Source organism: Pseudofrankia sp. DC12 (assembly GCF_000966285.1).
Classification (GTDB): Bacteria; Actinomycetota; Actinomycetes; order Frankiales; family Frankiaceae; genus Pseudofrankia.
In genome coordinates this window covers 6,185,778-6,212,444 of the sequence record NZ_KQ031391.1, presented here as the reverse complement: position 1 = coordinate 6,212,444, position 26,667 = coordinate 6,185,778, and the positions used below count along the sequence as shown (strand labels likewise).

Genomic DNA, 26,667 nt, shown 5'->3' with positions numbered 1-26,667 from the left:
TCAGGGGAACACGGCGATGAACCGCCAGTCGAGCACGTCGCGGGCCTGGCCACCCGGCGTCTCGGCGTCGGCGCGCACCAGCGTGCGCAGCCGCGTGCGGCCGCCGCCCGCCGCCAGCGGCGACAGCTCCTCGACCACGATCTCGCCGCGCAGCGTGTCGCCCTCGTGGACGGGGCCGGTGTGATCGCAGCCCGCCCACCCGGCGACGGTGACCAGCGACGGCGGGGCCCGGGTCACCTGGGGCGAACGCGAGGCCGATGGTGTGCCCGCCGTAGACGAGACGCCGCCCGCCCGCCGCGGCCCGCGGTCATGCCGCCCGTCCCGGCGCGCCGGCCCCGAGGCCAGGCATGGGAGTGGGCACGGGGCTCGCGGGACGGTTCGGGCGGCGAGCGGGGGCGGGCACGTGGGCTCCTTCGCGCGGGACAGGTCGAGGCCGCCGCGCGTCCGGGACGCCTGGCCCGGCGGACCGGCCACCTCTACCTGGAACAGCTACCTCCACGAATGTATGTGCCCCGGCCGGCGGCCCGTCCCCGTCCGAGGGCGCCCGTGCGCACCGGCGCCGACCGGCCGTGCGGCCCGTCACCAATGGTCGTCGGGACCGGCCGCGAGCCGGATCAGCGCCGCACCGCGCTGACGGCGGTGCACCTTCGTGTTGGCAGGCTGTTACGGCCGGGTACCACCCGTCGCGCGCCCGGGAGGTCAGGTTCATCCTGTGACGCGTGGACGACGACATTCGCGAACTCGTCAAGGCCCCGCCGGCCTATTTGTTCGGATGGCCCGTCCCACTTCTCGACGAGATCGGTGATCTGCAGCGCGCGGCCTACGACGGCCGCATCGACCTCGACACCTGGCGTCGCCGCGACCGCGAGCTGCGTGCCGCCCTGCCGCCGGTCGCCAGCGTCGGCCTCGTCCAGGCGATGCACCGCCGGGTGACGGAGGCCTGGCGGGAGGCCCGGCGCGGCTCGACCGACAGCGCCGACGCCGAGACGCTGCTGACGCTGATGGGGCGGCTGCGCTACCTCACCGAGACCGCGCCGACGGACGCCGCCCTGTTCCACGAGCTGCTCGGGGTGACCCGCCAGCTGCGCGAGTACAGCCAGCACGACAACCTCAACCGCTCGTTCTCGCGCCGGGCCGACCTGATCCGCGGCTGGCTGGCCCGGTCGCCCGACTACGACCTGACCAGCGGGCTGACCTGGGCCACGGTCGGCCGCTACCGCTGGGTGAGCACGTCACTGGGCGCGGTCCCGACCTACGTCGACGAGGCCCGCCGGCTCGCGCTGCTCGACCCGGCCAATGCCGCGGACACCGCCGCGAGCAGCGGCATCCGCGGCCACGACGGCGTCCCGCCCAAGATCGCCGCGGCCGAGACCCGGCAGGCGATGCTCTACTCGTCGTTCGCCGTGCTGCTGGACGCGACCTGGCAGCGCGAGGGCTTCGACGAGCTGGGCGACGGGATAGCGGCGCTGTGGAACCGCGCGTCGACCCGGCGGCTGCTGGTAGAGCTCACGTCGGCCGGCTGGCCGCGGGTGTTCGCGACGTTCGACCCCGGTCACGCGCCGGTCGCCACCGGGCCGAGTGGCCGGCGCGGCCCGGTGGGGACGCCGATCTTCCAGGCGACGTCGCTGGACCTCTCGACGTCACCGCTGGACTGACGGCCGCTCGTCCCGAGACCCGCCCCCGCCCACGCGGCGCCGGGTCTCCGGTCAGGCCGGCTGGCCGGTGCTTCCGCCGGACCCCGGGCCGCCGATCGGGCCGGTGCCGCCGCCGCTGGAGCCAGAACCGCCGCCGCCGATGGTGCCGGCGAGCCCGCTGGGCCAGCCGTGCTGCCCGCACAGCGTCTCACGGTCGGCGATGCCCTGCGGGGTGCTGATGTCGCTGGTCATGGCCAGCCAGGCGGCGCGGAAGTCGTCGGGCGACGCCCGCTTGGCGCTCGCGCCCGCGGCGAACACGGCGTAGGCGAGGTCGATGTCGCCGACCCGCTTCCCGCCGTTGGACAGCTCCTGGGCATAGTCGAGCCAGAAGCAGGCGCCCTGGCCGTTGGCGTCCAGGGTCTGGTCAAGCGGGGCGTTGCCGTCGAAGGCCAGCTCGCCGGTGTGCCGGGGGCAGTAGTTGGGCACGGCGGCGCGGACGAGCTTCGTCGCGTCGACGACGGTGAGCTTCTCGTCCGCCACCAGCGCGGACGTGGTCGCGGCCCCGCGCAGCGTCATTCCCGAGTCGAGCTCCAGGCAGGCCCAGGTCGCCTGCTGGATCTTCCAGTCGTCGTCGGCACGCAGCCCGGGCAGGGTCGCGGCCAGCTGCCGCAGGAAGGCCCGGTCGCCCGGCGGTAACGACGGGCTCGCGCTCGGCGCCGCGCTCGCCGGGCCGGTCGGCGCGGCGGTCGCGGTCGGTGCCGGCGGCAGGTCGTTCTCGATGTTCGGGCCGCAGCCGGCGACGACCAGCGCGAGTGACCCGGTGAGCACTCCCGCGGCGGCCCGCGCCGCCAGCCTCCAAGGCAGCATGGCCGCGCCTCCACAGCACTGCGGGCGGCGCGGAGACCGAGGCGCGAGAACCGAGGCCGCGCCCGCACCGCCCACGAACGAATGGGATATCGCCATCATCGCCCAGGTTCGCCCGGCCGGCGCCAGCGGTGTCGCCTGCCGGACGGGCAGACTGATCATCTGCGCCGCCAGCGGCCGGCCAACATAGTGGACAACACCGAGGGAGCCGGGCGGCCCCACGAGCCAGGCGCCAGGCGAGCCCCCGGGCACCCGCCGTCACGCCGCCACGCCGGGCGGTCTCATGGTCGACTCGTCACACCCGTCACGCTGAGTGAGTATGCCGACGTGAACAGACGCAATGGATCATCGCCCCGCCGGCCCCGACGCGGGCCGGCGGCCCTTGCGACGTCCGCCGCCGCCAGCTGCCTGCTGACGGCCGCGCTGGTGACCGGCTGCTCCAGCGACCAGTCGCCCGCGTCGGCGCAGGCGCTCCTGACGACCGGCCCGACCGTCCCGACGACAACGCTGCCGACCGGGAGCGCCACCGCGTCACCGGGATCGACCGCGTCCGGCACCGAGGGCAGCGGCTCGCCCAGCGCGACCGGCAGCGCGACCGGGACCGGGAGCGCGAGCCCGGGTGCCGTCGGCAAGAACCTGACCGCCGTCGCCGCGCCGTACAAGCTGCCGAGCGGCGTCACCGGCGCCACGGCGGTCGCCGACAACGGCAAGGTGCTCGCCCTGGGCGGTCAGGACTCGGGCGGCAAGGCCACCGACCAGGTCACCTCGATCGACCCGATCGCCAAGACGGCCACCTCGGCCGGCACCCTGCACACCCCGGTCGCGAACGCCGCGAGCTCGGTCGTCAACGGCACCGCGACCGTCTACGGCGGCAACACCAAGGGCTCCGACGACGCCAGCGGCGTGACCGACACCATCCAGACCTACTCGGGCGGGACCAGCCAGGACGTCGGCAAGCTCCCGGCGCCGCGGGAGAACCTCGGCGCCACCACGGCCAACGGCAAGACCTACCTGGCCGGCGGCGACGACGGCAAGTCGGCGCAGGGCGACATCTGGTCCACCGACGACGGCAAGACCTTCCAGACCGTCGGCAAGCTCGACAAGCCGGTCCGCAACCCGGCCGTCGCCACGACCGGCACCGGCAACGACGAGAAGGTCACCGTGTTCGGCGGTGAGGCCTCGGACGGCCCGTCGGACGCCATCCAGCAGTTCGACCCGGCCACGGGCAAGACCCGGACGGTCGGCAAGCTGCCGGCGGACCTGACGGACGCCTCGGCGTTCACCCTCGGCGGCACCACCTATCTCGCCGGCGGGCAGTCCGGCGGCCAGGCACAGCCGAAGATCTACAAGTTCGACCCGGCCACCAACACCGTCAGCGACGCCGGCAGCCTGCCGGAGGGCGTGGAGAACGGAGCCGCGGCGGCGACGGGCAACAACGCCTACCTGGTGGGCGGCGAGGTCTCGAAGAAGGTCTCGGACGGCGTCACCGAACTCACACCGCAGTAGGCGGCGACGACTGTCGGCCCCCTTCCGCGCCGGGCGTGGAAGGGGGCCGAGCCCTGCGCGGCAAGCACATGCCTGATCGGCACACCCGTGCCCCGGGGCCGCCGGGCATCCGTCGGCTCCCGGGCGGCGCCGCGACGGCCAACCGGCAGCCTCCGCGAGAGCCACCGTCATTCAGCCACAGCGGACCGATGGAAGCCGAAGGCGCACGCTTAGCCACACAAGCGGCCTTCGCTCGGCCACGCGATCACTTCTGGCGACCCGTCGTAGCCTCATCCCGTTCGCGGCGTTACCACTAAACGCGACCCGATTCGCCCGGCCCACCAGGACTGTCAAAAAAGTGGCAGCTAGTGCCATCTGCCATTCCTTGTCATACGATCTCCTCGGATCGCGCGGACGGCCCGACCGTCCGCCTCCGGGGAGGGACCATGACGACCGGCACAGCCAAGGGAACGGCCGCGCGCCGCCTGCTGGCCGGCCTGAGCGCCACCGCGGCCGTCGGTGCGCCGGTGCTTCGGCCACTCGGCCGCCACGGCGGCCCGGAGCGCCCCACGCTCGCGGCCGGCCCCGGTCTCGACGCCCCCCACGGCGACGCCGCCCACGGCGGCGACCCCATCGACGAGGCCGACGCCGCCGCGGGCGGCCTGCGGGAGCGCAAGAAGCTGCGCACCCGCCAGACGATCGTCGAGACGGCGCACGCGCTGTTCACCGAGCACGGCTACGACGCGACCACGATCGAGGCGATCGCCGCGGGCGCCGACGTGTCGGTGCGGACCTTCTTCCGGTACTTCGCCACCAAGGAGGAGGTCGCGCTCGCCCCGCTCGACGAGGTCGGCGAGCTGGCCCTGGCCGCGCTCGGCCGCCGGCCGGGCGGCGAGCCGCCGCTCGCGGCGCTGCGCGCCGCCACGCTGGATGCCTGGGTCGCGATGGCCCCGAGGCCGGCGGCGTTCCGCGGCTATGTCGAGCACCTGCTCAGTGCCGAGGCGGCCCCCGCGGTCAGCGCCGCGATGCTGGCGCGGATGATGCGCCTCGGCGACCGGCTCGCCACCGCCATCCGGCCCCGGTTCCCGGCTCCGGGCGGCCCGACGCCCGGTGGCGTCGACCTGCGCCCGCAGCTGACCGCCGCGGCCTTCCTCGCCGCCGTGCAGGTCGGCATCCGGGCCTGGTTCGCCCGCGGCGACCACGATCTCGACGAGATGCTCGCGATTGTCGAGTACTGCGTCGACCAGCTTGTCCCCGCCGACAGCCCGCCAGGCGTAGCCGCGCCGCCTCCGAACCCGACACCGGCCCGCACGGCCGGACCCCCGCCGGTGGCGCCGTACTCCGGCCAGCCAACCGGTCCACCTTCTCCCGCTGACGACTGAGTCGCCCGGCCGGGCCAAGCAACCGTCACAAGGCCCACGCCGCCTGACCGGCCCGCGACCGTGACCACGCTCGCGATCTCGGCTCCAGAGGGGCGTCCAGACGCCGCGGCGCCGTCCCCGTCGCGGCGTGGACAGCCCGGCTGGTCCCCAGCCCCGACCCGGCCCGCGGTAGCCGCCGGCCGTTGCCCGACCGTCATTTCGTGCTATGTCACCTCATCGCCGTTCGCAACGCCGCGCACGCGGAGAAAGGGCATTCCCGTGACCACCACTGACGAGACGGCACTCGCCGCCGGGTCCCCGAAAGCGGCCTTCGCCCCGGCGCCCCGCGGCGCTGCCGACGACCTCGTCTCGCGCACGGCCGCGGTCGAGGTGCCGACGAGCCCGGCGCCGACGACGGCCCCGGCCGCTGACAGCCCGCTCGCGCGGGCGGCCGCCCACCTGAGGTCGTTGCAGGACGAGGCCGGCTGGTGGAAGGGCGACCTCGAGACCAACACGACGATGGACTCCGAGGACCTGATGCTGCGCCACTGGCTCGGCATCTGGAACCCCGAGCAGGCCGAGCGCACCGCCCGCTTCATCCGGTCCAAGCAGTACGCCGACGGGTCCTGGCCGATCTACCACGCCGGCCCCGGCGACCTGAACGCCACCGTCGAGTCGTACGTGGCGCTGCGGATGGTCGGTGACAGCCCGCAGGACCCGCACATGCGCGCGGCCGCCGCCTGGGCCCGAGCCCGCGGCGGCGTGCCCGCGACCCGGATCTTCACCAGGATCTGGCTGGCGCTGTTCGGCTGGTGGCGCTGGGAGGACCTTCCCGTGCTGCCGCCCGAACTGATCTTCGTGCCGGCCCGGATGCCGCTGTCGATCTACAAGTTCGCCTCCTGGGGCCGCCAGACGATCGTGGCGATCATGGTGCTCATGGCACACCGCCCGGCCGGGACGCCACCGTTCCCGATCGCCGAGCTGTTCCCGCCGCCGGCCGCCAAGAAGAGGAAGGCGAAGGACAAGCCTGGCCGCCCCGGCGCGCCGACCGCGTGGCGGGACGCCTCCGTCGACGACCTGTTCACCGAGCCGGCCCCCGGCAGCGACACCCTGCGGCAGCCGGCCGCGCTCGCCATCGGGCCCGCCAGGCCGGCCGAGGGCAGGGCGAAGGGGGGCCGGCGCGGGAAGGGCCAGCCCTCGGTGCCCGACGTCATGGGCCGGGCCAAGGACGGCGGCGGACCGGGCCTGCCGCTGCCCGCGCGCCTGATCGCCCGGGCGGGGTTCCGGACCCGCCGTGCGCTGCGGCAGGCCGCCCTGGACCACGTCAGCTGGGCCCTGCTGTTCGGCGGGATCGACCGGTTCCTGCACGTCTACCACCGGCACCCGATCAAGCCGGTGCGTGCCCTCGCGCTGGGCCTGGCGGAGCGCTGGATCGTCGTGCGCCAGGAGGCGGACGGCTGCTTCGGCGGGATCCAGCCGCCGACCGTCTACTCGATCATGGCGCTGCGGGTGCTCGGCTACCCGGTCGACCACCCGGTCATGACGGCCGCGCTGCGCTCCCTCGACGAGTACAGCGTCACCCTGCCGGACGGCGGCCGGATGCAGGAGGCCTGCCAGTCGCCGGTCTGGGACACCTGTCTGGCGACGATCGCGCTGGCCGACGCCGGGGTCTCCCGCGACGACCCGAGCCTGGTCAGGGCGGCGGACTGGATGCTCGGCCAGGAGGTCCGCGACCGGCGCGGCGACTGGTCGGTGCCGATCCCGGACGTGCCGACCGGCGGCTGGGCGTTCGAGTTCGAGAACGACACCTATCCGGACGTCGACGACTCCGCCGAGGTGATGCTGGCGCTCATGCGGGTCGCCCACCCGCGCCCGGAGAAGGTGCTGGCGGCCACCTACCGCGGCCTGCAGTGGGTCTTCGGCATGCAGTGCGCCGACGGCGGCTGGGGCGCGTTCGACGTGGACAACGCCGGTGAGCTCGTCTACAAGATCCCGTTCGCGGACTTCGGGATGCTCACCGACCCGCCGTCGGCGGACGTCACCGCGCACGTCGTCGAGCTGCTCGGCGAGCTGGGCCTGGGCGACGACCCGCGCACGAAGCGGGGCGTCGAGTGGCTGCTGCACGCGCAGGAGGCCGACGGCTCGTGGTACGGCCGGTGGGGGGTCAACCACCTGTACGGCACGGGCGGGGTGGTCCCAGCGCTGCGGGCGGCCGGCCTGCCCGCGTCGCACCCGGCGATCCAGCGGGCGGCGGACTGGCTGGTCGCCAAGCAGAACGCGGACGGCGGCTGGGGCGAGTCCTGCTACTCCTACGACGACATGTCGACCGCCGGGGTGGGCGTCTCCACCGCCTCGCAGACCGCCTGGGCGCTGCTCGCGCTCATCGCGGCCGACCGGGTCGGCGCCGGCGCGAAGGGGGAGGCCGCGGCGCGCGGCGTCGCCTGGCTCGCCGAGACCCAGACCGCCGAGGGCAGCTGGGACGAGGACTACTTCACCGGAACCGGCTTCGCCGGCTACTTCTACATCAACTACCACCTGTACCGGCTGGTCTGGCCGGTCATGGCGCTCGGCCGCTACGAGGCGGCCCTGGCCGGCGAGGGCAGCAGGCCGGCGGGCCACTGACCCCGCGGGGGTACCCGTCGGGGAGGCGTCCCCAGGACGGTGCGACCCGCCAGGCCGGGTGGCGGAGAGCAGCAGGCTGACCTTCGCGGTGAGCAGCGACGGCGTGTACGGCTTCTCCAGATAGGCGCCGTCGGGCCCGGCGGGCCGGTTCGGGCTGACCAGGCCCCGCGGGTAGGCGCAGACGTACAGGACCGGCAGGTCGGGGCGGGTGGCGCGCAGCCAGTCGGCAAGCTGCCGCCCGTTCATCCGCGGCATGATCACGTCGGTGACCAGCAGGTCGAGCGCGCCGGCCGAGGCCGCGGCGCCGAGCGCGCTACGCCCGTCGGCCGCGGTGGTACCGCTGCTCAACGGCCGCCACGTGCTGGGCGCCGGGCCACGCCCCGCCTCCCCCGCGCCAGCGGACGCCATCGCTCGAACGTGAAATTATCTGGAGATATATGCGCCGGGCGTCGGCCGGGGCCAGGCCACCGACACGCCCTGACGGCCGCTCCCCGCCTGGTCAGGCCACCGCGGTGCGAGCCCAGTTCACGATCGTCTCGGCCATGGTCCTGGTGTGGGTCCAGGCGAAGGTGGGCCCGTCCAGGTAGGCGCCGGCCGGCAGCCGGCGCGCGATCCGCCGCGCCGCCGTGTCCGAGTGCAGCCGGTCGCCGGAGACGCCGACCACCAGGCTCGGGCAGGTCACCGCCGACAGCGAGTCCAGGTCGAGGCCCGGGTAGTTCCGCCAGGTGAACAGCGACCGTCGCAGCTTCGCCATGTCGGCGCTGCCCAGGACCTTGTAGAAGCCGCCGAGCGACTCACCGGCGCGGCGCTGGTGCGCGCGCCGCGCCGCCGGCAGCATCAGCAGGCGGAAGACCTCCAGCCGCCGGGCCGGCCACAGCCGCAGCAGCTGGACGGCGGCCGGGACTGGCAGGTGGATGTGCGGCTGCACCAGCACGACCCAGGCCGGCGGCGGGTCGAGCTCGGCGAAGGCATGCAGGACCAGGACCGCGCTGGCCGACGCGGCGACGATGCCGTAACGGCCGGCGGGCACCGACTGACGGACGAAGTCACGCAGGTCCGCCGCCATGTCCGCGACCGTGAGCCGGTCGCCGTGCCGCAGCCGCGACGACGCCTTCTCCCTCGTCTCGAAGTACCAGACCGGGTTGGTCGCGGCCAGCGCCGGGATCACGTGCCGCCAGCTGTACGGTGTCGACGACCAGCCGGGCACGAACACCACCGGATCGCCGTCGGCGCCGTCCGCGCCGCGGAAGTGCGCCGCCCGCAGCAGCGCGTCGGCCCGGCGCAGCGCCCGGACCTCGTGGCACCACGGCAGCATCTCGTCGGGCATGTCCAGTAGGCGCCACTGGTGCTCGAGGTCGGGCCGCCCCCAGGGCAGCTCCTGGCGATGGCGCTCCCAGGGGTCCGACGCCGACCCCGCCGTCCTCGCCTGCTCCGTCCCGCGCGTGCGAGCCCTCCGGCGGCCCGGCGCGCGAACATGTGTAGGTATGCCCACGGAACAACTACCTACGGCAGCAGCATGAACGTCGCCCGGGCAACGCCGCAGCGGCGAAGAAAACAGGCGACCAACGCCCGTGGACGCACCCCCGTCAGGACCGGCGGCTCGCCCCCGCCCGCCCGGGCTCGTTCGGGTCGCCGACCCGCAGCCCACCGGAGACGGCCGCGTCCTGGCGGACCGCGCCCGTCACCGGGAAGCCGCCCAGGGCGAGCGTGCTTCTGGCCCGTTCGGCGACCTCCGTGTCGACGAGCAGGTCGTAGCTGTCGGCCCGGTAGGTCTGGCTGTGCGTCACCCGGCTCGGATGCCCGCCGCCGTAGAAGGCGCGCGCCAGCAGGCCGCCGGCCAGGCCCAGAACACCGCCGAACAGCAGACCCCACAGTGCCAGCGAGAACGCCGCCCGCAGTGGGCTGGCCCAGTCGAGCAGGCCCAGCAGCCAGCCGAGCAGCGCCCCGGCCAACGCCCAGCCACCTACGGTGCGCAGCGTCGAGTCCCGCCACGACATCCGTCCGATCGACTCGACGCTCGTCAGACCGCGGCCGACGATCGCGGTCCGCTCGACCGGGAAGCGCTGGTCAGCCAGGTGGTCGACGGCCCGGGCGGCCTGGCCGTGGGTCTCGTAGGAGGCCACCACCTGCTGCGGCGGGAACCGCCAGGCCAGCTCGCGCCCGCTCGCCGGGACGCCGCCGGACCGGGCGACCGGCCGTTCTGCCGCTGACAGGTCACCCGGCCCGCCGGGCTCCCGGCCGCGCGCCGGCTCCCGGCCGTCGGCGAGCTCCCGGTCGCCCGCAGACCTGCCGGCCCACTCGGTCGGCCCGGCGGAGCGAACCGGCGCCGCCGGGTCGCGGAATCCCTCGGCCGGCCCGGCGGTGCGGACCGGTTCCGCGCGCCGGCCCGGGCGCGCCGGGCGGCCCGCGGGCTCGTCGAGCGTGCCGTGGCTCGCCGGGCCCCGGTCCGGCGACTCGTCCACGTCGCCCGGCCGGAACACCGGACCGCTCGCGTGTTCCCGGCCGTTCCCCCAGCCGGTGCCGCCCGCCCCCCGAGGCCCCGCCCGCCAGCCGCCGCTGGAGTCCCCAGCCCGGCCGGTCGTACGCCGGTCCGTCGGAAGGCCCAGGATCTCACGCCATCCCATCTGGCCACCGCCTCTGCGTCGGGCCATCCTCCGTGGCCGCCTGCTGGGCGCCTCACCGGCTCCGATGCCCGCCCGAGCCCGGAAGTGAGGCCACCAGGTTGAGGTCCCCCCGGCGACCTGCACCAACCGGCATCCGGGCCGGGCGCCCGCGCCCGCGGCCCGCCGGCAGCTGTCCTCCGACTCATCCCGGGTGGCCGCGCGGGGCCAGAACCGTGACCAATGGGGATGACTCCCCCTGGCGGCCCTGGCGGACCGGCGGGTTCTCTCGCGACGCGCGGTGTGGTCTCGCTGGCGACGTATGACGGGATTGGTGGGCGTGCTGCCTAGGCTTGGATCACGCGGCGGGACGGCCCACCCGCGCGGCGCCACCGCTCATGGCACCGAGGTCTGCCCACGACGGGCCGCCTGAGCACCGGGTGGGCGTCGGGAACGGCCGGGCCGGGCGTGGAGGGATACGCGGTGTTGTCTTACCGGGACAGGGTGCGGGGCTGCCTGCTGGGTGGCGCGCTGGGGGACGCGCTGGGCGCCGGGATCGAGTTCCTCCCGCTGGAGGAGATCCGCGCCCGGTTCGGGGCGGCCGGGGTCACCGGGATGACCGGCGGGTACGGGACGACCGCGCCGATCACCGACGACACCCAGATGACGCTGTTCACCACCGAGGGCCTGATCCGCGCGTCGGTCCGCGGCCGCTCCCGCGGGATCTGCCATCCACCGACCGTGCTGTGGCAGGCCTACCAGCGCTGGCTGGTCACGCAGCGGCTGACCGGGCCGCCGGCGGAGGTCAGCGGCTGGCTCGCCGCGCAGCCGGTGCTCTACGCCCGGCGCGCCCCCGGCAACGCCTGCCTCTCCGGCCTGGCCCAGCCGAAGATGGGGACGCTGGAGCATCCGGCGAACCCGGACAGCAAGGGCTGCGGAACGGTGATGCGCTCCGCGCCGTTCGGCCTGCTGCGCCGCGACCCGGAGGACTCGTGGGCGCTGGCCGTCGAGTGCGCGGTGCTGACCCACGGGCAACCGTCCGGCTACCTCGCGGCCGGCGCCCTCGCGTGGATCATCGCGGTGGTGCTCGACGGCAGCTCGGTGCTGGACGCCGCGCGCTCGGCCCTGACCCACGCCGAGGACGAGCCGGCGGGCGGCGAGGTCGCGGCGGCACTGCGGCGCGCCCTCGGCGCCGCCGCCGAGATCACCGCCGGAGCCACGGGAAGGGGCCTCGACGCCGTGACCGTCGCCGGGCAGGTCGAGGCGCTCGGCGCGGGCTGGGTCGCCGAGGAGGCCCTCGCGATCGCCGTGTTCTGTGCGGTCGTCGGCGCCGACGACCCGGCGGGCGCGCTGCTGGCCGCCGTCAACCATTCCGGCGACAGTGACTCCACCGGCTCCATCTGCGGCAACCTCGTCGGCGCCGCGGCCGGCATCGACGCGCTCCCGGAGGACTGGCTCGCCGAGCTGGAGGGCGCCGGGGTGGTCCGGGACATCGCCGACGACCTGGTCCGCGAGATCACCGGCAGCGCCGACGTCGCCGACCGCTGGGGTGGTGTCACCCCGGCATGGGCGGAGCGCTATCCCGGGGCGTAGCAGGCCCTCGCGGGTCCCTGCGCGGGCGTGACGGCCCCAGACACTGATCCGTCCGTGTCTGCTACTCCCCCGTCGGGCGCAGCTGCGTGCGTCGCTCGGCGAGCCGGCCGGCGACCTCCCCGGTGCCCGCGCCGGTGAGCAGGGCCAGGTAGCGGGCGGACTCGACGGTCAGGTAGCCGCCCAGGGTCAGCTGCTCGCCTTCGAGCAGGCTCTGCTTCATGACGCGCAGCGCCTCGGGACGGCGGCTGGCGAGACCCTCGACCAGGGCAGCACGCCCACACCCGCTCCGTTCCGCAGGCCCCACCCGCGCCGCGGGCCGGCGATCACCGTGTGGATGTCCGCGACCACCTGCCTGTCAGACCGGCCGGCCGCCGGGCAGCCGATAGGCGCCGCGAGGGCAGGCAGGCGGCCACCGCGCGCCGGACAAGGACCACGGTGTAGTACTCGACTGCCGCAATCGGCCCAGGTTTCGGCCAGATTGCGAGCGCGAACGTCCACAGTTTTGGACAATGGAGAGACAACTGAACCGGCCGCCATCGGGCGTCGGACACCGCACCGGGAGCGCACCGATGCATGACCACCTCAATGACCCTGCCCGACGTCTGCTCGTGCTCGCCCAGCAGGAGGCACTCGACCTCGGCCACGACGAGATCGCCACCGAGCATCTGCTGCTGGGCGCGCTGGACCGGCGCGTCGGGTCCGGCGCCGCTGCCCTCGCCTCACTGGGCGTCACGCGCGACAAGGTCCACGCCGAGATCATCCGGATCGTCGGCCACGGTCACCGCCACGGGACGCCACGCCTGCGGGGCCGGGTCGCCCGGAACCGCACCCGCGCCTTCAGCTTGCGGGCCCAGTGGATCCTGGAGCGCGCCCGGCGGGAGGCCGCAGCGATCGACCACACCAGCGTCGGCTCGGAGCACATCCTGCTCGCGCTGCTGCGCGAGGACGGCGGCCATGCCTTCCGGGTGCTCGAACGGCTGCGCGTCAACCGCGACGAGGCCCACCGACGGGTGCTGGTCGCGCTCGACGTGCTGCCCTACCCGGGCCCGACCCTGCTGGACGCGATCGCGGGGAACCTCGAGAGCCGGATCGAACAGGTGCGCGCGGCCAAGGACGACGCCCTCGACCGCCGCGACTTCGGCCTGGCCGTCGACTTCCGCCAGATCGAGCGCACTCTTGTCGCCCAGCGCACGCATTCCGCTGAGACGGCGTCGAGAACGGCCTGACGTAACAGGCGGACACCACGGAAGACATCCCGCGAAAGGCCCGGAGTTCCCCGTGCCATGACTGCCCGGCTGAAACAGCCGCGGCACCCGGTACCGGTGGGGTGGTGAGCCCGAATATGGGCCCACCACCCCACCACCCACCGGCCGTCAGGCGACGAGGGTCACGGTGAGAACCTGGCCGCCCAGCGGGCGGTACAGCAGGAAGTTCGTCGGCCGGTAGGTCCGCTGGCCCGCGACATCGCACCGGACCTGCGCGGTCGCGGAGCTGGGCAGGCTAAGGCCGCCGGACGGGGCCGCCCCGCGGGGCGGCCCCGTCCGCGTCCTGGCCGCGTCCTGGCCGCGTCCCGCCGGGGCGTCTACGCGCCGGGGCTGACCTCCTGGCAAGCCGGCGCCGTGCCGCCGACGGCTCGCCGACAAGCTCGACGGAGCCTCTCCGTCTGCACGAGCCGGTCGCCGGACAGGGGCTCGCCGCGGTGTTCGGGGCGCCCGGCCGGGCCGCCTCGTGGGGCCACCGGCGGCGCGCGCCGCCGGGAGTGGACGCATGCTCGCAACATTCACGGACGAGAGCGTCGTTCTACATCGCGGACGCCAGGCTCCGGCTGGACCCCACACCCCCGGATGCCCGCTAAATCCGGGCAATCCCGGTGATTCGGCAACCAATCCGGGCCGCCGAACGACTTCCCATGGGGTGGGACCAGACAGGATGGAGCTGAGACGTGACCTTGAAACGGACTGCCTGCAACCTGGCGCTGCTGGCGGTCGCCGTGGCCGCCCTCGCCGGCTGCACACCCGGCAGCCTCCCCGGCGGAGGCGGCGCGGGCCCGGTGAGCTCTCCGACCAGCTCGCCGCCGGTCCAGGCGTCCGCCTCGCCGTCGACCCAGCCGACCACCTCGTCGCCGGCTGCCACCGCGGCGGTGACCTCGACGCCGTCGCACCCAGCGACCTCGTCCGCACCGGCGTCCGGTGACTGCGGGCGGACGGCGGGCACAGCACCGACGACGAGGATCACCGACGTCAGTCTGGGGTCCCAGGTGGTCAGCTTCGGGCCGCAGGGCGACACCGACCCGTTGCCGGCCGCGATCGCCGCGGCGCCGGGCGGGGGGTCGTGGCTGGCCTGGCTGGGCCCGGACTCCCAGGTCCATCTCGGCAGGCTCGACTGCGGTGACCAGCTGGTCGGTACTCCCACGGCCGTGGCCGGGGTCGACCTGCAGGACATCAAGGCCGACCCGCAGGGTGTGGTGGTCCTGCTGACCCGTCCGGGCCCGCAGGGCAGCGGCAGGCTGTGCGGTGGGACCTCCAGCCCGGCCAAGAGCATGTGGATGGTCCGCTTCGACAACTCCGGCCGGCAGGTGTGGGAGCAGCAGGTCACCAACCTGAGCAGCAGCCTCGGCGGATACGACCCCGGGGCACTGTTCGTCTGGTGGTACAACCACCACGGCACCCTGGCCTACGACGGAACCAGCTACGCCGCCTATTTCGAGGCTGCGATCACGGTCGCCAACGGCAGCTGCGTCGACATCCACGAGGGTGACCGGATGCAGGTCGTCAACGCCAGCACCGGCGCCCTGGTCTCCGGGCACGACAGCTTCGGCTGGGGGTGCAGCCACGCCTGGGACTCCCACATCACCTGGGACCCGCGGACCGGCCACTTCGCCATGGTCTGCACCACGGACAACAACTGCCGCATCGCCCGCCCCAGCACCGGCCAGACCGTGGCGCCCGGGGTCTGTGACGGGACCCTGTTCGGCGGCAACATCGTGCTCGCCGGCACCCAGGGCTACTGGACCGCGTGGAGCAACGGCAACCAGACCCGCCTGGAGCACTTCTCCACCGGCGCGTCCGACCATACGGTCGTCACCGCCGACAAGACCGAGCACTCGCACCTGGTCGCCTACGGCCCGGCCAGGATGCTGCTGACCTGGCGGTCCGGGTCCTCCACCGCGGCCCAGGTGTACGACTCCACCGGCGGCGCGGCTGTGGGCAGCCAGTTCACCATCGCCATACCGGACCACACCTACGTCGAAGCCAAGGACTACCCCGACGGCAGCGTCGCCTTCCCCGCTGTCGGCAGCACCGGCTCGTCTGTCCGGATCGTGCGGGTCATGCCGCTGCGCTGACCCCAGCCCGAGGGACGGGACGGGCGCGGCCAGGCCGCGCCCGTCCCGCAGCCCCAGACCGCGCGAAGCCGGGACCTTCGGGCGCCCCGCGCGACATCTCGGCGGCAGGCGCCGGTTCAGGCCCGCGCGGCGGCCCTGTCGTCGGCCGCGGCGTCCCGTTGTGCACGCCGGGCCGGAAGCCGCTGCTCGGCGTCAGCGAACAGTCATGGCACGGCCGTCGAACCTCGAGAGCGCTTGAGGTCAACGGGTTCCCGGTCAGCTGGCGGCCACCGGGGCGGCCTGGGCCGGCACCGGCGGGTAGGTGGCGGCGAGGGCCGCCCAGCCCTGCGGCCGGGCCCCGAGGCCCGCGCCAGTCTCCGGGTTCCAGTACTCGGCGAAGCCGGAGGCGACGGCCGCGCGGCGGCTCACGTCGGCGATCGCCTCGGCGAGCGGCGCGGCCTCCCAGCGGCGGGCCGCCTGGTACAGCATGTAGTTCAGCTGAGGCCAGGCTGGCCCGCGCCAGTACTGCTCCGGGGAGTAGCGGGGGTGGCCCGCCGGCACGAAGCGCAGGCCGAACGGGGCCGCGTAGCCGGCCGGGTCCGCGGCCAGCGCCAGCGCCGCCCCGGCCTTCCCCGGGTCCGCGGTGACCAGCAGCGGCGTCAGCCCGTCGAGCGTCGGGAGCACCGCGCTCGGGCCGCCACCGACGATCGGCTTGTCCACCCAGTGACGCTGGTCCGCGTCCCACAGCACGTCGTCGATCGCGGTGGCCAGCTCGCCGGAGCGCCGCCGCCAGGCCGGGTCCCCGGTCAGGGCGGCGAGCTCTGCCGCGGCGTGCGCGGCGAACGCATTGAAGGCTGCCGGGGCGACGACGAAGTCCCGCGACCAGCGCGCCGCGCCCTGCGCGTCGAACTCGGCGGAGTCGACCAGCTGGTGGTCGACGATGGTGAACGCGAGACGCGACCAGGTCGACCGCCCGACCCAGTCGTCGAACCTGGGCGAGTCATCGGACCCGGACTCCCACGGGTGGACGATGTAGAGCAGCCCGTCGGCGGCCATCCGCTGGGTCCACAGATGGTCCAGAGCCCGTTCGATGCGCTCCAGCGTGCCGGCGGCGACCGGCAGCCCGCGGTCGACCAGCACGCGCGCCGCATGGGCGTAGATCGGCGGCTGGGTGAACGAGGACCGGTCCGCCAGCGGCCCCCGGCCCTCGGACGGCGACGCGTAGCGCATGTGCGGCACGAAGCCGTTCGGCAGCTGCGCGTCCAGGCACGACGCCAGCTCGGCAGAGGCCCGCCGGTCGCCGAGCGCCGCCCAGGAGATGGCATGGAAGCAGGAGTCCCAGAGCCACAGGTGGGGGTAGACCTCCGGGTTCGGCACGCAGTACCCGTCCCGCCAGCACGCCGCCAGAACCGCCGCCGCCCCGTCCGCAATCATCGCTCCAGGCTAGTCCGTCCGGCTGGCCAGACCCTGGCCACCGGACGAACACCAGCCCGGAGAAGGAAGCCAGGGTGTCATGAACACCCTCCGAGGCCGCCGGGAACAGCGCGGCGGCGGGGCCTGTTGGCGATGGTCATGACCATTGCGGGAGCGATCGGTATCGCGGGCCTGGGCCTTGACGCGGCGGCCGAGCCGGCCGCGGAGATCGACGCGGCCGCCAGGCTCGCGGAGCTCGGGTACCAGACGCTCTGGCTGCCCGGCGGCCAGGGCAACAACCTGGGCCAGGTGGCCAGGGTCGTCCGTGGCACCGCCGAGCTGCGGGTGGCCACCGGCATCATCCCCGTCGAGCGGGTGCCGGCGGCCGAGGTCGCCGCGGCCTACGCGGCACTCGCGGCGGACCATCCCGGCCGGTTCGTCGTCGGCCTGGGCGGCGCGCATGGGCCGAAGCCATTGCCGACGCTCAACGCCTACCTGGACACGCTGGACGGCGTGGCACCGGTGGTGCCCGCGTCCGAGCGGATCCTCGCCGCGCTCGGCCCGCGGATGCTCGAGCTGGCCCGCGACCGCGCGGGCGGCGCCTACCCGTACCTGGTGACCCCGCAATACGTGGCCGACGCCCGGGCGGTGCTCGGCGCCGGGCCGACGCTCGCGCTGCTGGTGCAGGTCATTCCCGCGGCGGACCCGGGTACGGCCCGGGAGGCCGCGCGCGCCTCGACCAGCTTCTTCACGACCATTCCCGGCTACCGCCGCAACTTCCTGCGGATGGGCTTCACCGAGGCGGACCTCTCCGGGCCGAGTGACGCCTTCGTCGACGCCGTCACCGTCTGGGGGGACCTGGAGTCGATCGTGGCGCGGATCGCCGAGTTCCAGACGGCCGGCGCCGACCACGTGGTGCTTGGCCTGCGCCTGCCCCCCGGCGCCGGGCCGGGCGAGGAGGCCGAGTGGCGGGCCCGCCTGGCGGAGGCGCTGGCGCGCTAGCCGGCAGCCCCGCCGGGGCCCGGCTACTCGAGGACGGGGAGCTGGGCGGGCGCGCCGAGCAGCCAGACCAGCACGACCGCCGCATAGGTCTCCGCGGCCAGCAGCGCGATGAGGACCACGAGCTGGAAACGGGCGGCGTCCAGCGGGCTGGCTCCCCCGAGCAGCGCGCCGACAAACGCCCCCGGCAGCGTGACCAGGCCGACGGTCCGGGTCTGGTCCAGCGCCGGCAGGAGCGCCTCGCTGGCCGCGGTACGGGCGATGTCCGCGACCGCCTGGCGCGGGGTCGCGCCCAGTGCGAGCCAGGCCTCGACCTCGTCGCGGCGCCGGTGCAGGCCGTCCAGGAGCCGACGGCCGGCGAGCGTGCACGCGGTCATCGTCCCGCCGAGCACGATCCCGCCGAGCGCGACGAGGTAGCGGGGCGAGCGCGGCAGCGCCGGGACGGCGAACAGGACACCGAGGGTGAGGGCCGCCGCGGACAGGCTCGCGATGACCACGGCGCGGCCCGCGCCGGGCAGCCCGGTCAGCCGTTTCGCCGCGGTGCGGGTCGCCACGGCCGCCATCACGGCGAGGACCGCGAAGCTGGCCGCCGGTGCGGCGAACACCGACCGGATGACCAGGCCGACGGCGGCGAGCTGCACGACCGCGCGCAGGGCGGCCGTCAGCACTGCCGCCCGCAGCCGCAGCCGGCCGTAGCCCTGGGCGCCGATGGCGAGAACCAGCAGCAGCCCGAGGCTCACGGCGAGGCGTATGCCGGTGCTCACCGGGACCCCTCACCCAGGTACGCCGCCGGCCGGGCGCGCCGCGGCCACGGCCCGGCTGGCCGGGACCGGCCGTCGACGGTCCCGGCCCGAGCCATGTCCACGCCCCGCATCCCGGGTGGCCGTAACTCGCCGGAATCCTGCTCGGCTACAGGTCGAACTCGTCCGGGCTGATGCCGACGGCGAAGCAGGCCTCCCGGACGACGGCCTGCTCCGTCTTGTCAAAGCTGCCGTCGGCGCCGCCGATGATGATGCCGATCTGGATGACGGCGCGCGCCTCCGCCGGCTTCTTCTTGGTCTTGCCGATCTCCTGGAGGACGGAGACCTTCCCGAACGCGAAGTCCTGCTGCAGCTTGGCCAGGTAGTCGTTGAACCGGCGCTGCAGGTCGTCGGCCGGGAAGTTCGCCAGGACGTCGTTGGCGGCGATCAGCCCCGCGACGCGCTGCCGTTCGGCTGGGTCGACGGTGCCGTCGGCCGCGGCGACGAGCGCACAGATCGCCATGCTGGCGTCGCGGAAGGCGCCGCTCTTCAGCTCGTTCTTCTTCGCCGTGAGCTGGCCTTGCATGGTCTGCGTCGACGTGCGCAGACGGTCCCAGATCGGCATGGTGCTTCTCTTCCTGTATCGAGGTCGCTCCACGGCCCTGGCCGCGGATCTCCAGTCACCTGACGCTGTGAGTTCCAACGCCCCACGCCCGCCGAAGGTTCTCCCGGCGCGCCCGGCCAGCATTGTCGACCAGCCGGCCGCGGTGGTCGCCCGCGCCGCCCACATCGTGACGCGCCAGGCGCCTCCGCGTCGCCTCGCGCACCGCCACGGCCGGGGAGAGGCCGCGCCTCTGGAAACCCGCGTCCCCGGACCGCCGCGGCGCGGGTCCGCCACGAGTGGCGTGACCGCGCCATCGTGCGGCGAACAGGCGGCAGGACCTGCGAAGGGTCGATACGGTCCGCCCGACCCGGTCGCCGCCGTGTCGCTGATGGCCAAACATCCGCCTGCCCCCTGGCGCCCTGCCCGCCACAGCCCGGCTCGTCCGAACACGGGGCAACGACGCAGCGCTCTGCACGTGAACGCCCGTGATCGGCCCTCGCAGAGGAGTATTTGTGCGCGACGAGAACGCCATAGACGAAAGCCAGCCGTTCGAGGTGCTGGATTCTCCGGCTCCCCACCGGCGCTCCCTGCTCTGGGGTGCCGCCGCGCTGGGCGCGGCGACCCTGGCGCCTTCGGTGGCGCAGACGGCCAGCGCCGCCGCGCCCAGCGCTGCCGCAGCCCCTGGTTCCGCCGAGAGCCCCAGCGCCGCCGCGCCCAGCCCGGCGCCCGCCGCCAACGCGAACGCGAACGGCCGCATCGACGTGCACCACCACGCCATTCCGCCGGCCGCGCACCAGTGGATGGTCGACCACGGGCTGCTTCCCCCGGCGGGCGGGCCGCCGTGGGCGAACTGGACCGTCGAAAGCTCCCTTCAGATCATGGACGAGACCGGTGTGGCCGCCGCGGTCCTGTCCGGGCCGGCCCCCTCGGAGTTCCTGACCAGCCTGACTCCGGCGCAGATCGCGGAGAGCACCCGGGTCGGCAACGACGCTCTCGGCGAGGTGATCCGCGACCATCCGGCCCGCTTCGGGTTCTTCGCCGCGGCGCCGCTGGCGAACGTCGACGTGGCCCTCAACGAGATCGGGTACGCGCTCGACACGTTGCACGCCGACGGCGTCGTCCTGAGCATGCACGCGGCGGGCCAGTATCTCGGGGACCCGGCGTTCGACCCCATTCTCGCCGAGCTGGACCGACGGCACGCGGTGGCGTTCACCCATCCGTACAACCTGCCCGGCTGCTCCGGCGCGCCCGTCGCCGATTTCCTCGCCGACTTCCTGGCGGACACCACGCGCGCGGCCGTGAAGATGCTGCTGGCCGGGGTTTTCGACCGCTATCCCAACATCTCCTTCATCCTTCCGCACGGCGGCGGATTCTTCCCGCTGCTGGCCAGCCGGCTGCAGCTCGGCTCCTACCTGGGGGCCGGGGTCAGCCAGGCCGTGGCCGCCCGCAGTATCAGGCGGTGCTGGTACGACTCGGCGGCGCCGATCTCGCCGGGCGCCACCCCGTCGCTGCTCGCCACCGTCGGCGCCGAGAAGCTGCTGTTCGGCTCGGACTTCCCGGCCTCGACGGCGGACGGAGCGCGGCTCAACGCCCGGGCGATCGACACCGACCCGGCGCTCAGCCCGGGCATCCGCCGCCAGATCAACCGCGAGAACGCCCGGCGGCTGCTGCCCGCCCTGGCCCAGCGCATCGGCGGCTGAGACGGCCAGCGGTGGCGCGCCGGCGTCCTCGACGCGCCACCGCCCGGTCCCACCCCCGACGGTCGCGCGCCGCCCGGTGGGCCGCCCGCCGACACCCGGGTAAGCAATACGCTGGACAGCGTGACCGTCGTGAAGATCAATGCCATCGAGGTTCCCGAGGGCGCCGGCCCCGAGCTGGAGAAGCGGTTCGCCAACCGGCTGCACGCGGTGGATGGGCAGCCCGGCTTCGTCTCCTTCGAGCTGCTCCGGCCGATCAAGGGTGACAACCGGTACTTCGTGGTGACGCACTGGGACAGCGAGGAGTCGTTCCAGGCCTGGCTCACCGGGCCGGCGATGGAGGCGCACGCCGGGGAGCGGGCCCGCCCGGTGTCGTCCGGCTCGTCGCTGCTGGAGTTCGAGGTCGTGCAGCGCTCGGTGGCGGGCGGCTCCTGACACCGCGACCAACTCAGCCGGCGGGCGTCAACGCCCGCAGGTAGGCGTCGAGCCGCCGGGCGAGCAGGCCGGGCTGGCTGAGCGGCAGCAGGTGGCCGCCCGGCAGCTCGTCGACCTCGACGCCGGGCCCGAGCCGGTCGCGCACCACCCGGCGCTGGAACAACGGCGGGAAGAACCGGTCGTCGCTGCCCTGCAGGAAACCGGGTCGGCACGTCGGGCCAGCTCGCCAGCGGCCACGGCTGCGCGCACATCGCTGCGGACGGCCCGGCCGGCGGCGGACCGGCCATCGCCTCGTTGGTGACCTCGTCCGGGACGTCGTGGAAGAACTCGTCCCGCAGGTCGATCTCGTCGCCCCCGGTCGCCACCCGGCCCGCCTGGGCGGCGGGCCGCGGCCCGTGCCTCGCCGTGGCCGACGGCGCCCCACCACGCGTCCACCGGCTCACCGGGGCTCGGCACCATCGCGTTGAGCAGGACGAGCAGGTCCACCGGGACCCGCTCGCAGACCAGCGGCGCGAGGAAGCCACCGAGCGACAGCCCGACGACCGCCACCCGGCCCGGGCCGGGCGGCGGAGCCGAGGCGCGCAACGCGGCGACGGCGGCGTCGGCGTAGTCCTCCAGCCGAGCCTCCGGGCCGGCTGGATAGCTGACGGGCACGGCGTCGTGGCCGAGCGCCCGCAGCCGCGGCGCCAGGAGGTGCCAGGTCCAGGCCTGTCCGTCAGCGCCTGGGATCAGAACAAAGCTCGTGGTCATCTCGGCGGATCCTTCCACCTCCCCGGCCAGGCCGGCCGCCCGCGCAGGTCCCGAGGCAACGTCGCGTCCCGGAGCCCGCCGTCGTCGTCCGGCCGACGCCACGTCTCCGGTGTTATGGGGGCCACCGGGGCAGACCGCCCCAGGGTGGGCGAGTCATCGCTCTCCCGACAGCAACCCGGGCACGTTGGTGCATGAAACGAGCACAGTGTCGGCGGCACCCGGGCGATGGCCGCCGGCGGCGGCGCTCAGCCCGGTGGTCCGGACAGGCTCCGGGCTCATCCTGGAGGTGGTCGGCGGGACGGTCCGCTGCCGGATTCATGCGCCGTTCGGCCGCTTTGGGAGCATGAAGCTGTGACGACCTCTCCAGAGCACCCGGGCACGGACCGCGATTCCGCACCGAGCACCGTCAGGCACCACCCGCCCAAGTTCCACAACGAGCGGGCGCTGATCGCGTTGGGCCGCAGTGGCCAGGAACGGCTGTCCGACGTCATCACCGAGTTCGCCGGCTCGATGACGTTCGTGTATGTCCACGTCGCCTGGTTCGTCGGCTGGATTCTGATGAACGAGGGGTGCTTCGGCCGCCGCCTGGTGTTCGACCGGTTCCCCTACGGGTTGCTTACGATGGTGGTGAGCCTGGAGGCGATCTTCCTGTCCACCTTCGTCCTGATCTCCCAGAACCGGGACGCGAGCCGGCAGAACGTGCGGGCCGACCTCGACTACCAGACGAACGTCCAGTCGGCGGTGTGGACGGAGCACATCGGCCGCCAGCTCGGCCTCGACCCGGCCGAGATAGACGCGAAGGTGGCGCAGATCCTCGCCCGGACCGACGCGTCGACCTCATGAGACGCGAGGCGCTGGCGGCGTTCGCCGCGGCGGAGGCCCAGAAGCTCGGCCTCACGGGGGCCGCCGTCGTCGAGCTGGACGCGCCAGTCCGCCCGCCAGTGCGCGGCGCTTTTCCTTCGGGCTGGGCGACAGGCCTTAGAGCTGGTAAACACATTGACCACGGCAAGACTTATTCAATTGCCATTACCTGGCGCGGGCAGTCCCTGAAGGAGCTGGGCCGGCCCAGCTGATATCAGAACTGGTTCTGGCCGGTCTTGGCGTGCGAAAACTGGCCGCTGCGGGGGCCGGTGACATTGCCGGTCACGCAGCATTCTTGCCAGGAAAGCCCCGCGGAAGCCCACACCGAGGCGCACAATCTGGTAGGCTTCAAGCCAGCGGTGTACCGACTGCTGGAATTCTCCTAGAAAGGAAAGCCTGCCTTGTCTACCGCCCTGCTGGTCATGGATCTCCAAAATGGCGTGGTGAACGGGTTTACCGACGATCACGGTGCCGTTCTACTCGGCCGTGTGGCTAAGGCTGCGGCCGCCGCCAGAGACCACCAGATCTCTGTCATCTACGTGCGGCTCGCCTTCCGCAACGGCACCCCCGACATCAGTGCACAGAACCGTGCCTTCTCGGCCCTGATCGGCCGCGGCGGGTTCGGAGACGACGACCCCGCGACCCAGATCTGCGACGCGGTGGCGCCGGTAGAGGGCGACGTGGTGGTGGTGAAAAAGCGGGTGAGCGCGTTCACTGGGAGTGACCTGGACGTCGTCCTGCGGTCCATGGGGGTCACGCACGTCGTTCTCGCCGGTATCCTGACCAGTGGGGTCGTGCTGTTCACGCTCACGGACGCCGCGGACATGGACTATACGATAACTGTTCTTTCGGACGGGTGTTCCGACAGGGAGAACGAGGTTCATCGCGTACTGTGCGAAAAGGTCTTTCCGGCACGGGCTGAAGTCGTGAGCGTTGACGAGTGGATCGCTTCGCTCACCTGACCCAGCTGGCCGTGACACGTCTCCCGAGTTCCGCTGGTGCGCGGAGTTCGCCCGGATCGGCGTTCGGAGACCAGGGTGAGTAGCCGGGCGAGCCAGCAGAGCAGGACATGGGCGCGGTGCGGTGTTCGAGACGGTGGAACAGCGGCGGCGGGCGGCCGCCTCGGGGTTGTGGCAGAGGATGATCCGGGTGCCGCCGGCGTCGTCAAGACGGATCGCCTTGGCGCAGGGTGTCGCGGGCGTGTTGGTAGCGGCCCTGGCGGGACAGGACCTGGTTGACGAGCGGGTTGTCGTCGCGCATCCGCGTCCCGGCGAGGTGGCGGCGGAACTCGGGGCCTGGTGCCGTTCTTGACACGCGGTCTCCCAGAATGGGATTGTGATAACCAAGCAGGTAGGCTTCGACGGCACGGGGAAGATGAATGCTTCGATTCGATGGGAAAGTCGCCATAGTCACCGGTGGGGGCCGCGGGATCGGTCGGGCACATGCGTTGCTGCTGGCGGAGCGCGGTGCCGCCGTCGTCGTGAATGATATCGGATCTGACCTCGAGGGCCATGAGAGCGATTCAGGGCCGGCGAACGACGTCGTAGCGGAGATCACTTCTTCGGGAGGACGGGCGGTCGCCAGCGTCGAGGATGTCTCCCTGGGATCGGTAGCGATCGTAGCTACTGCCATTGACGCGTTCGGCCACTTGGACATTGTCGTCAACAACGCGGGAATCAATGGGCGCCTCCCTTTCGAGAAGAACTCTTTTGAATACTTTCAGCAGCATATGGCGATCCATTTCTACGGGACCCTCGGGTTGATCCAGGCGGCCTGGCCGTACCTGATCGAGTCCGGGAAAGGCCGGATTGTCAACACGATCTCGGGTACCATCCTTGGCATTGCCAATCGCACGGCCTACAGCGCGGCCAAAGGGGCGATCTGGGGTTTCACCAACTGCTTGGCTGTCGACGGTGAGCCGTACGGTGTGAAGGCGAACTGCATCGGGCCGGCCGCAGGCACGCGCATGTCCTTGGCCCCCGACCAGGACATTCCGTCGGTTCTGGCCAACTATGGCGAGCAGATGCCTTCGGAGCTGGTGGCCCCGGTGGTGGCCTACCTGGCTCACGAGGACTGCGAGATCACCGGGATGACGCTTTCGGCTGGCGGGGGGAAGGTCTCACGGTTGGCAGCGGGACATACCGCCGGGTTCGCGGACACCGCCCTGACACCGGAGACGGTCCGCGACCGGTTGGCCGAGGTGCTCGACCCAAAGACGTTCCAGATAGAGGAGCGAGTCTCGGTGGCCTAGGTAGCCGGAATGAAATAGCCTGCGCGGTTCACCTGGGTTGCCGGCCCGTCCCGGTGACCGGCGGCACGGGCAGCCACCCGGACCGCTGACGGGACTGTCTCGCGCCGGAGCCGGGGCGCACGGCGCCGGCCGGCACTGGTGGCGGACATAGCGACGGGCGGCCGGCACACCCTGAGGTGCGCCGGCCGCCCGTCGTGCGGTGGATATCGCGATATCGCGGCGGCCGCGGCTGGGTGCTGCCCGCGGGCCGCGCCGTCCAGTCCAGCCACGACCTGCGCGGCCGCGGCGTCGCGCAGGTGCGCCTCGGTCTCGGCCAGCAGGCGGCGCACCTCGGCCGCGGGGCCCTTCGACCGGGCGAGCAGCTCGTCCAGGTACTCGTCGATGGTCATCCGGCCACCCCCAGGACGGCGTTCATGCTGGCGGAAAAGCGCCGCCACTCGGTGAAACGACCGGGCCCGGAGTATTCCGCCGACGACCCGAAGAAGATGAAGCCCTGAATGCGGTAGCCGACCAGCAGCGCCGCGAGGCCGTGGCCGGCTTCGTGTAACACCTGGCTGCCGAGATACACGGCGAGCAGAATCGCCGTGGACACCATGAACATCTGGGCTCCCTGCTCCGCTGAGGCACGCCGGCCCGCCGCGAGGCCACGCCGCGCGCCGGCCGACGACAGGCCGCGCAAGCATGCCCCACCGCGCCCATGGCCTTCTCGGGGCTGGCTGGCCGAGACCTGGCGGGTCAGCTCGACCGGGCGAGGAGGCGCGATGACCGACGGTGTCGAGGCCGCGGACCTCACCGGCAGGGCCTGGGCAGACGCGGTCCGGGAGTTCGAGCGCCACCGCGCCCGGCCGCTGGCCGTCGCCTGCCGGGTGCTCGGGCGGACCGGCGACGCCGAGGACGTCGTACAGGACGCCTGGCTGCGCTGGGCAGCCTGCTCTGGCAGCTCCCGTGCAGCGTCCCCCACGGCTGGCGCACGGCCGCGGCGTCACCGATCGCGTAGATCGCTGGGACCGAGGTCGACCGCAGCGCGTGGTCAACGACGACCCGGCCCAGGCCGTCCACCTCGAGGCCGGCCTCGGCGGCCAGCGCGGGGGCGCGGGGGCGCGGGGGCGCGGAAGCCCTGGTCCACACGACGGCGCCCGCGGCCACCGGCTCCAGGTCGCCGTCGACCTCGACCGCGCCGGGCAGCACCTTCGTCACGTCCACGCCGGCGTGGACGTCGACCCCGAGCCGGTCCAGCGCTCGGTGCAGGTACGCCCGGGCGCGGGCCCAACATGAGGCCCCGGCTCGTACCAGGTCCGGGATGCGCAGGTCGGCGAGCCGCTGGCCGGTGACCAGCTGGTGCAGCCGCAGCCGTCCGACGAACCGGTCCGACGGGTTCAGCAGGGTCACCTGCCGTGGCGCCGGGTCCGCCGGGGCACGGACCGCCGTCATCAGGC

Annotated in this window: 27 protein-coding genes and 1 pseudogene; 15 read left to right on the top strand and 13 right to left on the bottom strand. The window is 73.6% G+C overall.

Translation table 11 applies throughout. The features are described from left to right. Nucleotides 1–237, bottom strand: coding sequence for a hotdog family protein (locus FRADC12_RS25125; protein ID WP_045878480.1), 237 nt, complete (start codon nucleotides 235–237; stop codon nucleotides 1–3). Between the two features lie 482 nt (nucleotides 238–719). On the opposite strand from FRADC12_RS25125, the gene FRADC12_RS25120 reads away from it, so the two are divergent. Then, nucleotides 720–1,655, top strand: a complete 936-nt coding sequence (locus FRADC12_RS25120; RefSeq protein WP_045878479.1) for a hypothetical protein — start codon at nucleotides 720–722, stop codon at nucleotides 1,653–1,655. A 51-nt stretch (nucleotides 1,656–1,706) separates the two neighbouring features. On the opposite strand, the gene FRADC12_RS25115 is transcribed toward FRADC12_RS25120, so the two are convergent. Next, the gene (locus tag FRADC12_RS25115) at nucleotides 1,707–2,501 is read right to left on the bottom strand and encodes a DUF732 domain-containing protein (protein ID WP_045878478.1); all 795 of its coding nucleotides are present in this window, start codon (nucleotides 2,499–2,501) and stop codon (nucleotides 1,707–1,709) included. Between the two features lie 324 nt (nucleotides 2,502–2,825). Between FRADC12_RS25115 and FRADC12_RS25110 the strand changes: the two genes are divergently transcribed. From FRADC12_RS25110 to FRADC12_RS31765, 4 genes are all read left to right on the top strand, one after another. Then, entirely contained in the window at nucleotides 2,826–4,004 is a 1,179-nt protein-coding gene (locus tag FRADC12_RS25110; RefSeq protein WP_045878477.1) for a Kelch repeat-containing protein, read from the top strand. A 425-nt stretch (nucleotides 4,005–4,429) separates the two neighbouring features. Further along, nucleotides 4,430–5,365, top strand: coding sequence for a TetR/AcrR family transcriptional regulator (locus FRADC12_RS25105; protein ID WP_084011175.1), 936 nt, complete (start codon nucleotides 4,430–4,432; stop codon nucleotides 5,363–5,365). 258 nt (nucleotides 5,366–5,623) lie between these two features. Further along, nucleotides 5,624–7,966, top strand: a complete 2,343-nt coding sequence (shc, locus tag FRADC12_RS25100) for a squalene--hopene cyclase (RefSeq protein ID WP_232304029.1) — start codon at nucleotides 5,624–5,626, stop codon at nucleotides 7,964–7,966. A 265-nt stretch (nucleotides 7,967–8,231) separates the two neighbouring features. Then, complete coding sequence (locus FRADC12_RS31765; protein ID WP_157489028.1) at nucleotides 8,232–8,387, top strand: hypothetical protein; 156 nt, start codon at nucleotides 8,232–8,234, stop codon at nucleotides 8,385–8,387. Nucleotides 8,388–8,465: 78 nt separating this feature from the next. Here the strand turns inward: FRADC12_RS31765 and FRADC12_RS25090 are convergent, their stop codons facing one another. Continuing rightward, nucleotides 8,466–9,293, bottom strand: a complete 828-nt coding sequence (locus FRADC12_RS25090; protein WP_232304028.1) for an alpha/beta fold hydrolase — start codon at nucleotides 9,291–9,293, stop codon at nucleotides 8,466–8,468. A 259-nt stretch (nucleotides 9,294–9,552) separates the two neighbouring features. Continuing rightward, nucleotides 9,553–10,590, bottom strand: coding sequence for a general stress protein (locus FRADC12_RS28740; protein ID WP_052711150.1), 1,038 nt, complete (start codon nucleotides 10,588–10,590; stop codon nucleotides 9,553–9,555). Nucleotides 10,591–11,049: 459 nt separating this feature from the next. Here FRADC12_RS28740 and FRADC12_RS25080 point away from each other — a divergent pair, with 459 nt between their 5' ends. Further along, nucleotides 11,050–12,159 (top strand): ADP-ribosylglycohydrolase family protein, encoded by a 1,110-nt coding sequence (locus FRADC12_RS25080; RefSeq protein ID WP_157489027.1) that lies wholly within the window; start codon nucleotides 11,050–11,052, stop codon nucleotides 12,157–12,159. A gap of 61 nt (nucleotides 12,160–12,220) precedes the next feature. Here FRADC12_RS25080 and FRADC12_RS25075 read toward each other — a convergent pair whose 3' ends face one another. Further along, on the bottom strand, nucleotides 12,221–12,379 hold the full coding sequence (locus FRADC12_RS25075) for a hypothetical protein (RefSeq protein WP_198153035.1): 159 nt from the start codon (nucleotides 12,377–12,379) through the stop codon (nucleotides 12,221–12,223). 349 nt (nucleotides 12,380–12,728) lie between these two features. On the opposite strand from FRADC12_RS25075, the gene FRADC12_RS25070 reads away from it, so the two are divergent. Then, on the top strand, nucleotides 12,729–13,385 hold the full coding sequence (locus FRADC12_RS25070; RefSeq protein WP_045878473.1) for a Clp protease N-terminal domain-containing protein: 657 nt from the start codon (nucleotides 12,729–12,731) through the stop codon (nucleotides 13,383–13,385). A 716-nt stretch (nucleotides 13,386–14,101) separates the two neighbouring features. After that, complete coding sequence (locus tag FRADC12_RS25065) at nucleotides 14,102–15,502, top strand: hypothetical protein (RefSeq protein ID WP_045878472.1); 1,401 nt, start codon at nucleotides 14,102–14,104, stop codon at nucleotides 15,500–15,502. 255 nt (nucleotides 15,503–15,757) lie between these two features. Here the strand turns inward: FRADC12_RS25065 and FRADC12_RS25060 are convergent, their stop codons facing one another. Beyond that, nucleotides 15,758–16,915: an MGH1-like glycoside hydrolase domain-containing protein gene (locus FRADC12_RS25060; protein ID WP_045878471.1), complete on the bottom strand. Its 1,158-nt coding sequence runs from the start codon at nucleotides 16,913–16,915 to the stop codon at nucleotides 15,758–15,760. Nucleotides 16,916–17,053: 138 nt separating this feature from the next. On the opposite strand from FRADC12_RS25060, the gene FRADC12_RS25055 reads away from it, so the two are divergent. After that, nucleotides 17,054–17,896 (top strand): TIGR03620 family F420-dependent LLM class oxidoreductase, encoded by an 843-nt coding sequence (locus FRADC12_RS25055; protein ID WP_045880195.1) that lies wholly within the window; start codon nucleotides 17,054–17,056, stop codon nucleotides 17,894–17,896. Between the two features lie 23 nt (nucleotides 17,897–17,919). Here FRADC12_RS25055 and FRADC12_RS25050 read toward each other — a convergent pair whose 3' ends face one another. Continuing rightward, the gene (locus tag FRADC12_RS25050; protein ID WP_045878470.1) at nucleotides 17,920–18,657 is read right to left on the bottom strand and encodes an ABC transporter permease; all 738 of its coding nucleotides are present in this window, start codon (nucleotides 18,655–18,657) and stop codon (nucleotides 17,920–17,922) included. A 145-nt stretch (nucleotides 18,658–18,802) separates the two neighbouring features. Continuing rightward, nucleotides 18,803–19,258, bottom strand: a complete 456-nt coding sequence (locus tag FRADC12_RS25045; protein WP_045878469.1) for a tellurite resistance TerB family protein — start codon at nucleotides 19,256–19,258, stop codon at nucleotides 18,803–18,805. A gap of 491 nt (nucleotides 19,259–19,749) precedes the next feature. Between FRADC12_RS25045 and FRADC12_RS25040 the strand changes: the two genes are divergently transcribed. Together FRADC12_RS25040 and FRADC12_RS25035 are read left to right on the top strand one after the other, a co-directional pair. Then, the gene (locus FRADC12_RS25040) at nucleotides 19,750–20,937 is read left to right on the top strand and encodes an amidohydrolase family protein (protein ID WP_045878468.1); all 1,188 of its coding nucleotides are present in this window, start codon (nucleotides 19,750–19,752) and stop codon (nucleotides 20,935–20,937) included. Nucleotides 20,938–21,057: 120 nt separating this feature from the next. Then, nucleotides 21,058–21,369, top strand: coding sequence for an antibiotic biosynthesis monooxygenase family protein (locus FRADC12_RS25035; RefSeq protein ID WP_045878467.1), 312 nt, complete (start codon nucleotides 21,058–21,060; stop codon nucleotides 21,367–21,369). Between the two features lie 13 nt (nucleotides 21,370–21,382). On the opposite strand, the gene FRADC12_RS35175 is transcribed toward FRADC12_RS25035, so the two are convergent. Beyond that, nucleotides 21,383–21,517 (bottom strand): hypothetical protein, encoded by a 135-nt coding sequence (locus FRADC12_RS35175; RefSeq protein ID WP_255355261.1) that lies wholly within the window; start codon nucleotides 21,515–21,517, stop codon nucleotides 21,383–21,385. Between the two features lie 953 nt (nucleotides 21,518–22,470). Between FRADC12_RS35175 and FRADC12_RS25025 the strand changes: the two genes are divergently transcribed. Beyond that, entirely contained in the window at nucleotides 22,471–22,962 is a 492-nt protein-coding gene (locus FRADC12_RS25025; protein WP_045878466.1) for a DUF1003 domain-containing protein, read from the top strand. Nucleotides 22,963–23,381: 419 nt separating this feature from the next. After that, nucleotides 23,382–23,942, top strand: coding sequence for a cysteine hydrolase family protein (locus tag FRADC12_RS25020; RefSeq protein ID WP_045878465.1), 561 nt, complete (start codon nucleotides 23,382–23,384; stop codon nucleotides 23,940–23,942). Nucleotides 23,943–24,144: 202 nt separating this feature from the next. Here the strand turns inward: FRADC12_RS25020 and FRADC12_RS31760 are convergent, their stop codons facing one another. After that, nucleotides 24,145–24,294: a hypothetical protein gene (locus tag FRADC12_RS31760; RefSeq protein WP_157489026.1), complete on the bottom strand. Its 150-nt coding sequence runs from the start codon at nucleotides 24,292–24,294 to the stop codon at nucleotides 24,145–24,147. A gap of 64 nt (nucleotides 24,295–24,358) precedes the next feature. On the opposite strand from FRADC12_RS31760, the gene FRADC12_RS25010 reads away from it, so the two are divergent. Further along, nucleotides 24,359–25,231: an SDR family NAD(P)-dependent oxidoreductase gene (locus FRADC12_RS25010; protein WP_045878463.1), complete on the top strand. Its 873-nt coding sequence runs from the start codon at nucleotides 24,359–24,361 to the stop codon at nucleotides 25,229–25,231. Here the strand turns inward: FRADC12_RS25010 and FRADC12_RS25005 are convergent. Both FRADC12_RS25005 and FRADC12_RS25000 read right to left on the bottom strand, forming a co-directional pair. Next, nucleotides 25,228–25,620 (bottom strand): hypothetical protein, encoded by a 393-nt coding sequence (locus FRADC12_RS25005; protein WP_045878462.1) that lies wholly within the window; start codon nucleotides 25,618–25,620, stop codon nucleotides 25,228–25,230. The genes FRADC12_RS25010 and FRADC12_RS25005 overlap by 4 nt on opposite strands. Then, nucleotides 25,617–25,832, bottom strand: a complete 216-nt coding sequence (locus FRADC12_RS25000; RefSeq protein WP_045878461.1) for a hypothetical protein — start codon at nucleotides 25,830–25,832, stop codon at nucleotides 25,617–25,619. Before FRADC12_RS25000 ends, FRADC12_RS25005 begins: the two co-directional genes overlap by 4 nt. Here FRADC12_RS25000 and FRADC12_RS35170 point away from each other — a divergent pair. After that, nucleotides 25,825–26,109, top strand: a pseudogene (locus tag FRADC12_RS35170) (hypothetical protein); the annotation flags it as partial. The gene FRADC12_RS25000 and the pseudogene FRADC12_RS35170 sit on opposite strands and share 8 nt — an antisense overlap. On the opposite strand, the gene FRADC12_RS35165 reads toward FRADC12_RS35170, so the two are convergent. Next, nucleotides 26,021–26,662: an FAD-dependent oxidoreductase gene (locus tag FRADC12_RS35165; RefSeq protein WP_502685322.1), complete on the bottom strand. Its 642-nt coding sequence runs from the start codon at nucleotides 26,660–26,662 to the stop codon at nucleotides 26,021–26,023. The pseudogene FRADC12_RS35170 and the gene FRADC12_RS35165 overlap by 89 nt on opposite strands. Nucleotides 26,663–26,667: the final 5 nt, after the last annotated feature.

Excerpts from the sequence above, each read along its gene's own strand:
- FRADC12_RS25070 (WP_045878473.1), top strand. The coding sequence starts at position 12,729 with ATGCATGACCACCTCAATGACCCTGCCCGACGTCTGCTCGTGCTCGCC.
- FRADC12_RS25005 (WP_045878462.1), bottom strand. The coding sequence starts at position 25,620 with ATGACCATCGACGAGTACCTGGACGAGCTGCTCGCCCGGTCGAAGGGC.
- FRADC12_RS25000 (WP_045878461.1), bottom strand. The coding sequence starts at position 25,832 with ATGTTCATGGTGTCCACGGCGATTCTGCTCGCCGTGTATCTCGGCAGC.
- FRADC12_RS25075 (WP_198153035.1), bottom strand. The coding sequence starts at position 12,379 with ATGAAGCAGAGCCTGCTCGAAGGCGAGCAGCTGACCCTGGGCGGCTAC.
- FRADC12_RS35165 (WP_502685322.1), bottom strand. The coding sequence starts at position 26,662 with ATGACGGCGGTCCGTGCCCCGGCGGACCCGGCGCCACGGCAGGTGACC.
- FRADC12_RS25105 (WP_084011175.1), top strand. The coding sequence starts at position 4,430 with ATGACGACCGGCACAGCCAAGGGAACGGCCGCGCGCCGCCTGCTGGCC.
- FRADC12_RS25055 (WP_045880195.1), top strand. The coding sequence starts at position 17,054 with ATGACCATTGCGGGAGCGATCGGTATCGCGGGCCTGGGCCTTGACGCG.
- FRADC12_RS25010 (WP_045878463.1), top strand. The coding sequence starts at position 24,359 with ATGCTTCGATTCGATGGGAAAGTCGCCATAGTCACCGGTGGGGGCCGC.
- FRADC12_RS25045 (WP_045878469.1), bottom strand. The coding sequence starts at position 19,258 with ATGCCGATCTGGGACCGTCTGCGCACGTCGACGCAGACCATGCAAGGC.
- FRADC12_RS25090 (WP_232304028.1), bottom strand. The coding sequence starts at position 9,293 with ATGCCCGACGAGATGCTGCCGTGGTGCCACGAGGTCCGGGCGCTGCGC.
- FRADC12_RS25115 (WP_045878478.1), bottom strand. The coding sequence starts at position 2,501 with ATGCTGCCTTGGAGGCTGGCGGCGCGGGCCGCCGCGGGAGTGCTCACC.
- FRADC12_RS25060 (WP_045878471.1), bottom strand. The coding sequence starts at position 16,915 with ATGATTGCGGACGGGGCGGCGGCGGTTCTGGCGGCGTGCTGGCGGGAC.
- FRADC12_RS28740 (WP_052711150.1), bottom strand. The coding sequence starts at position 10,590 with ATGGGATGGCGTGAGATCCTGGGCCTTCCGACGGACCGGCGTACGACC.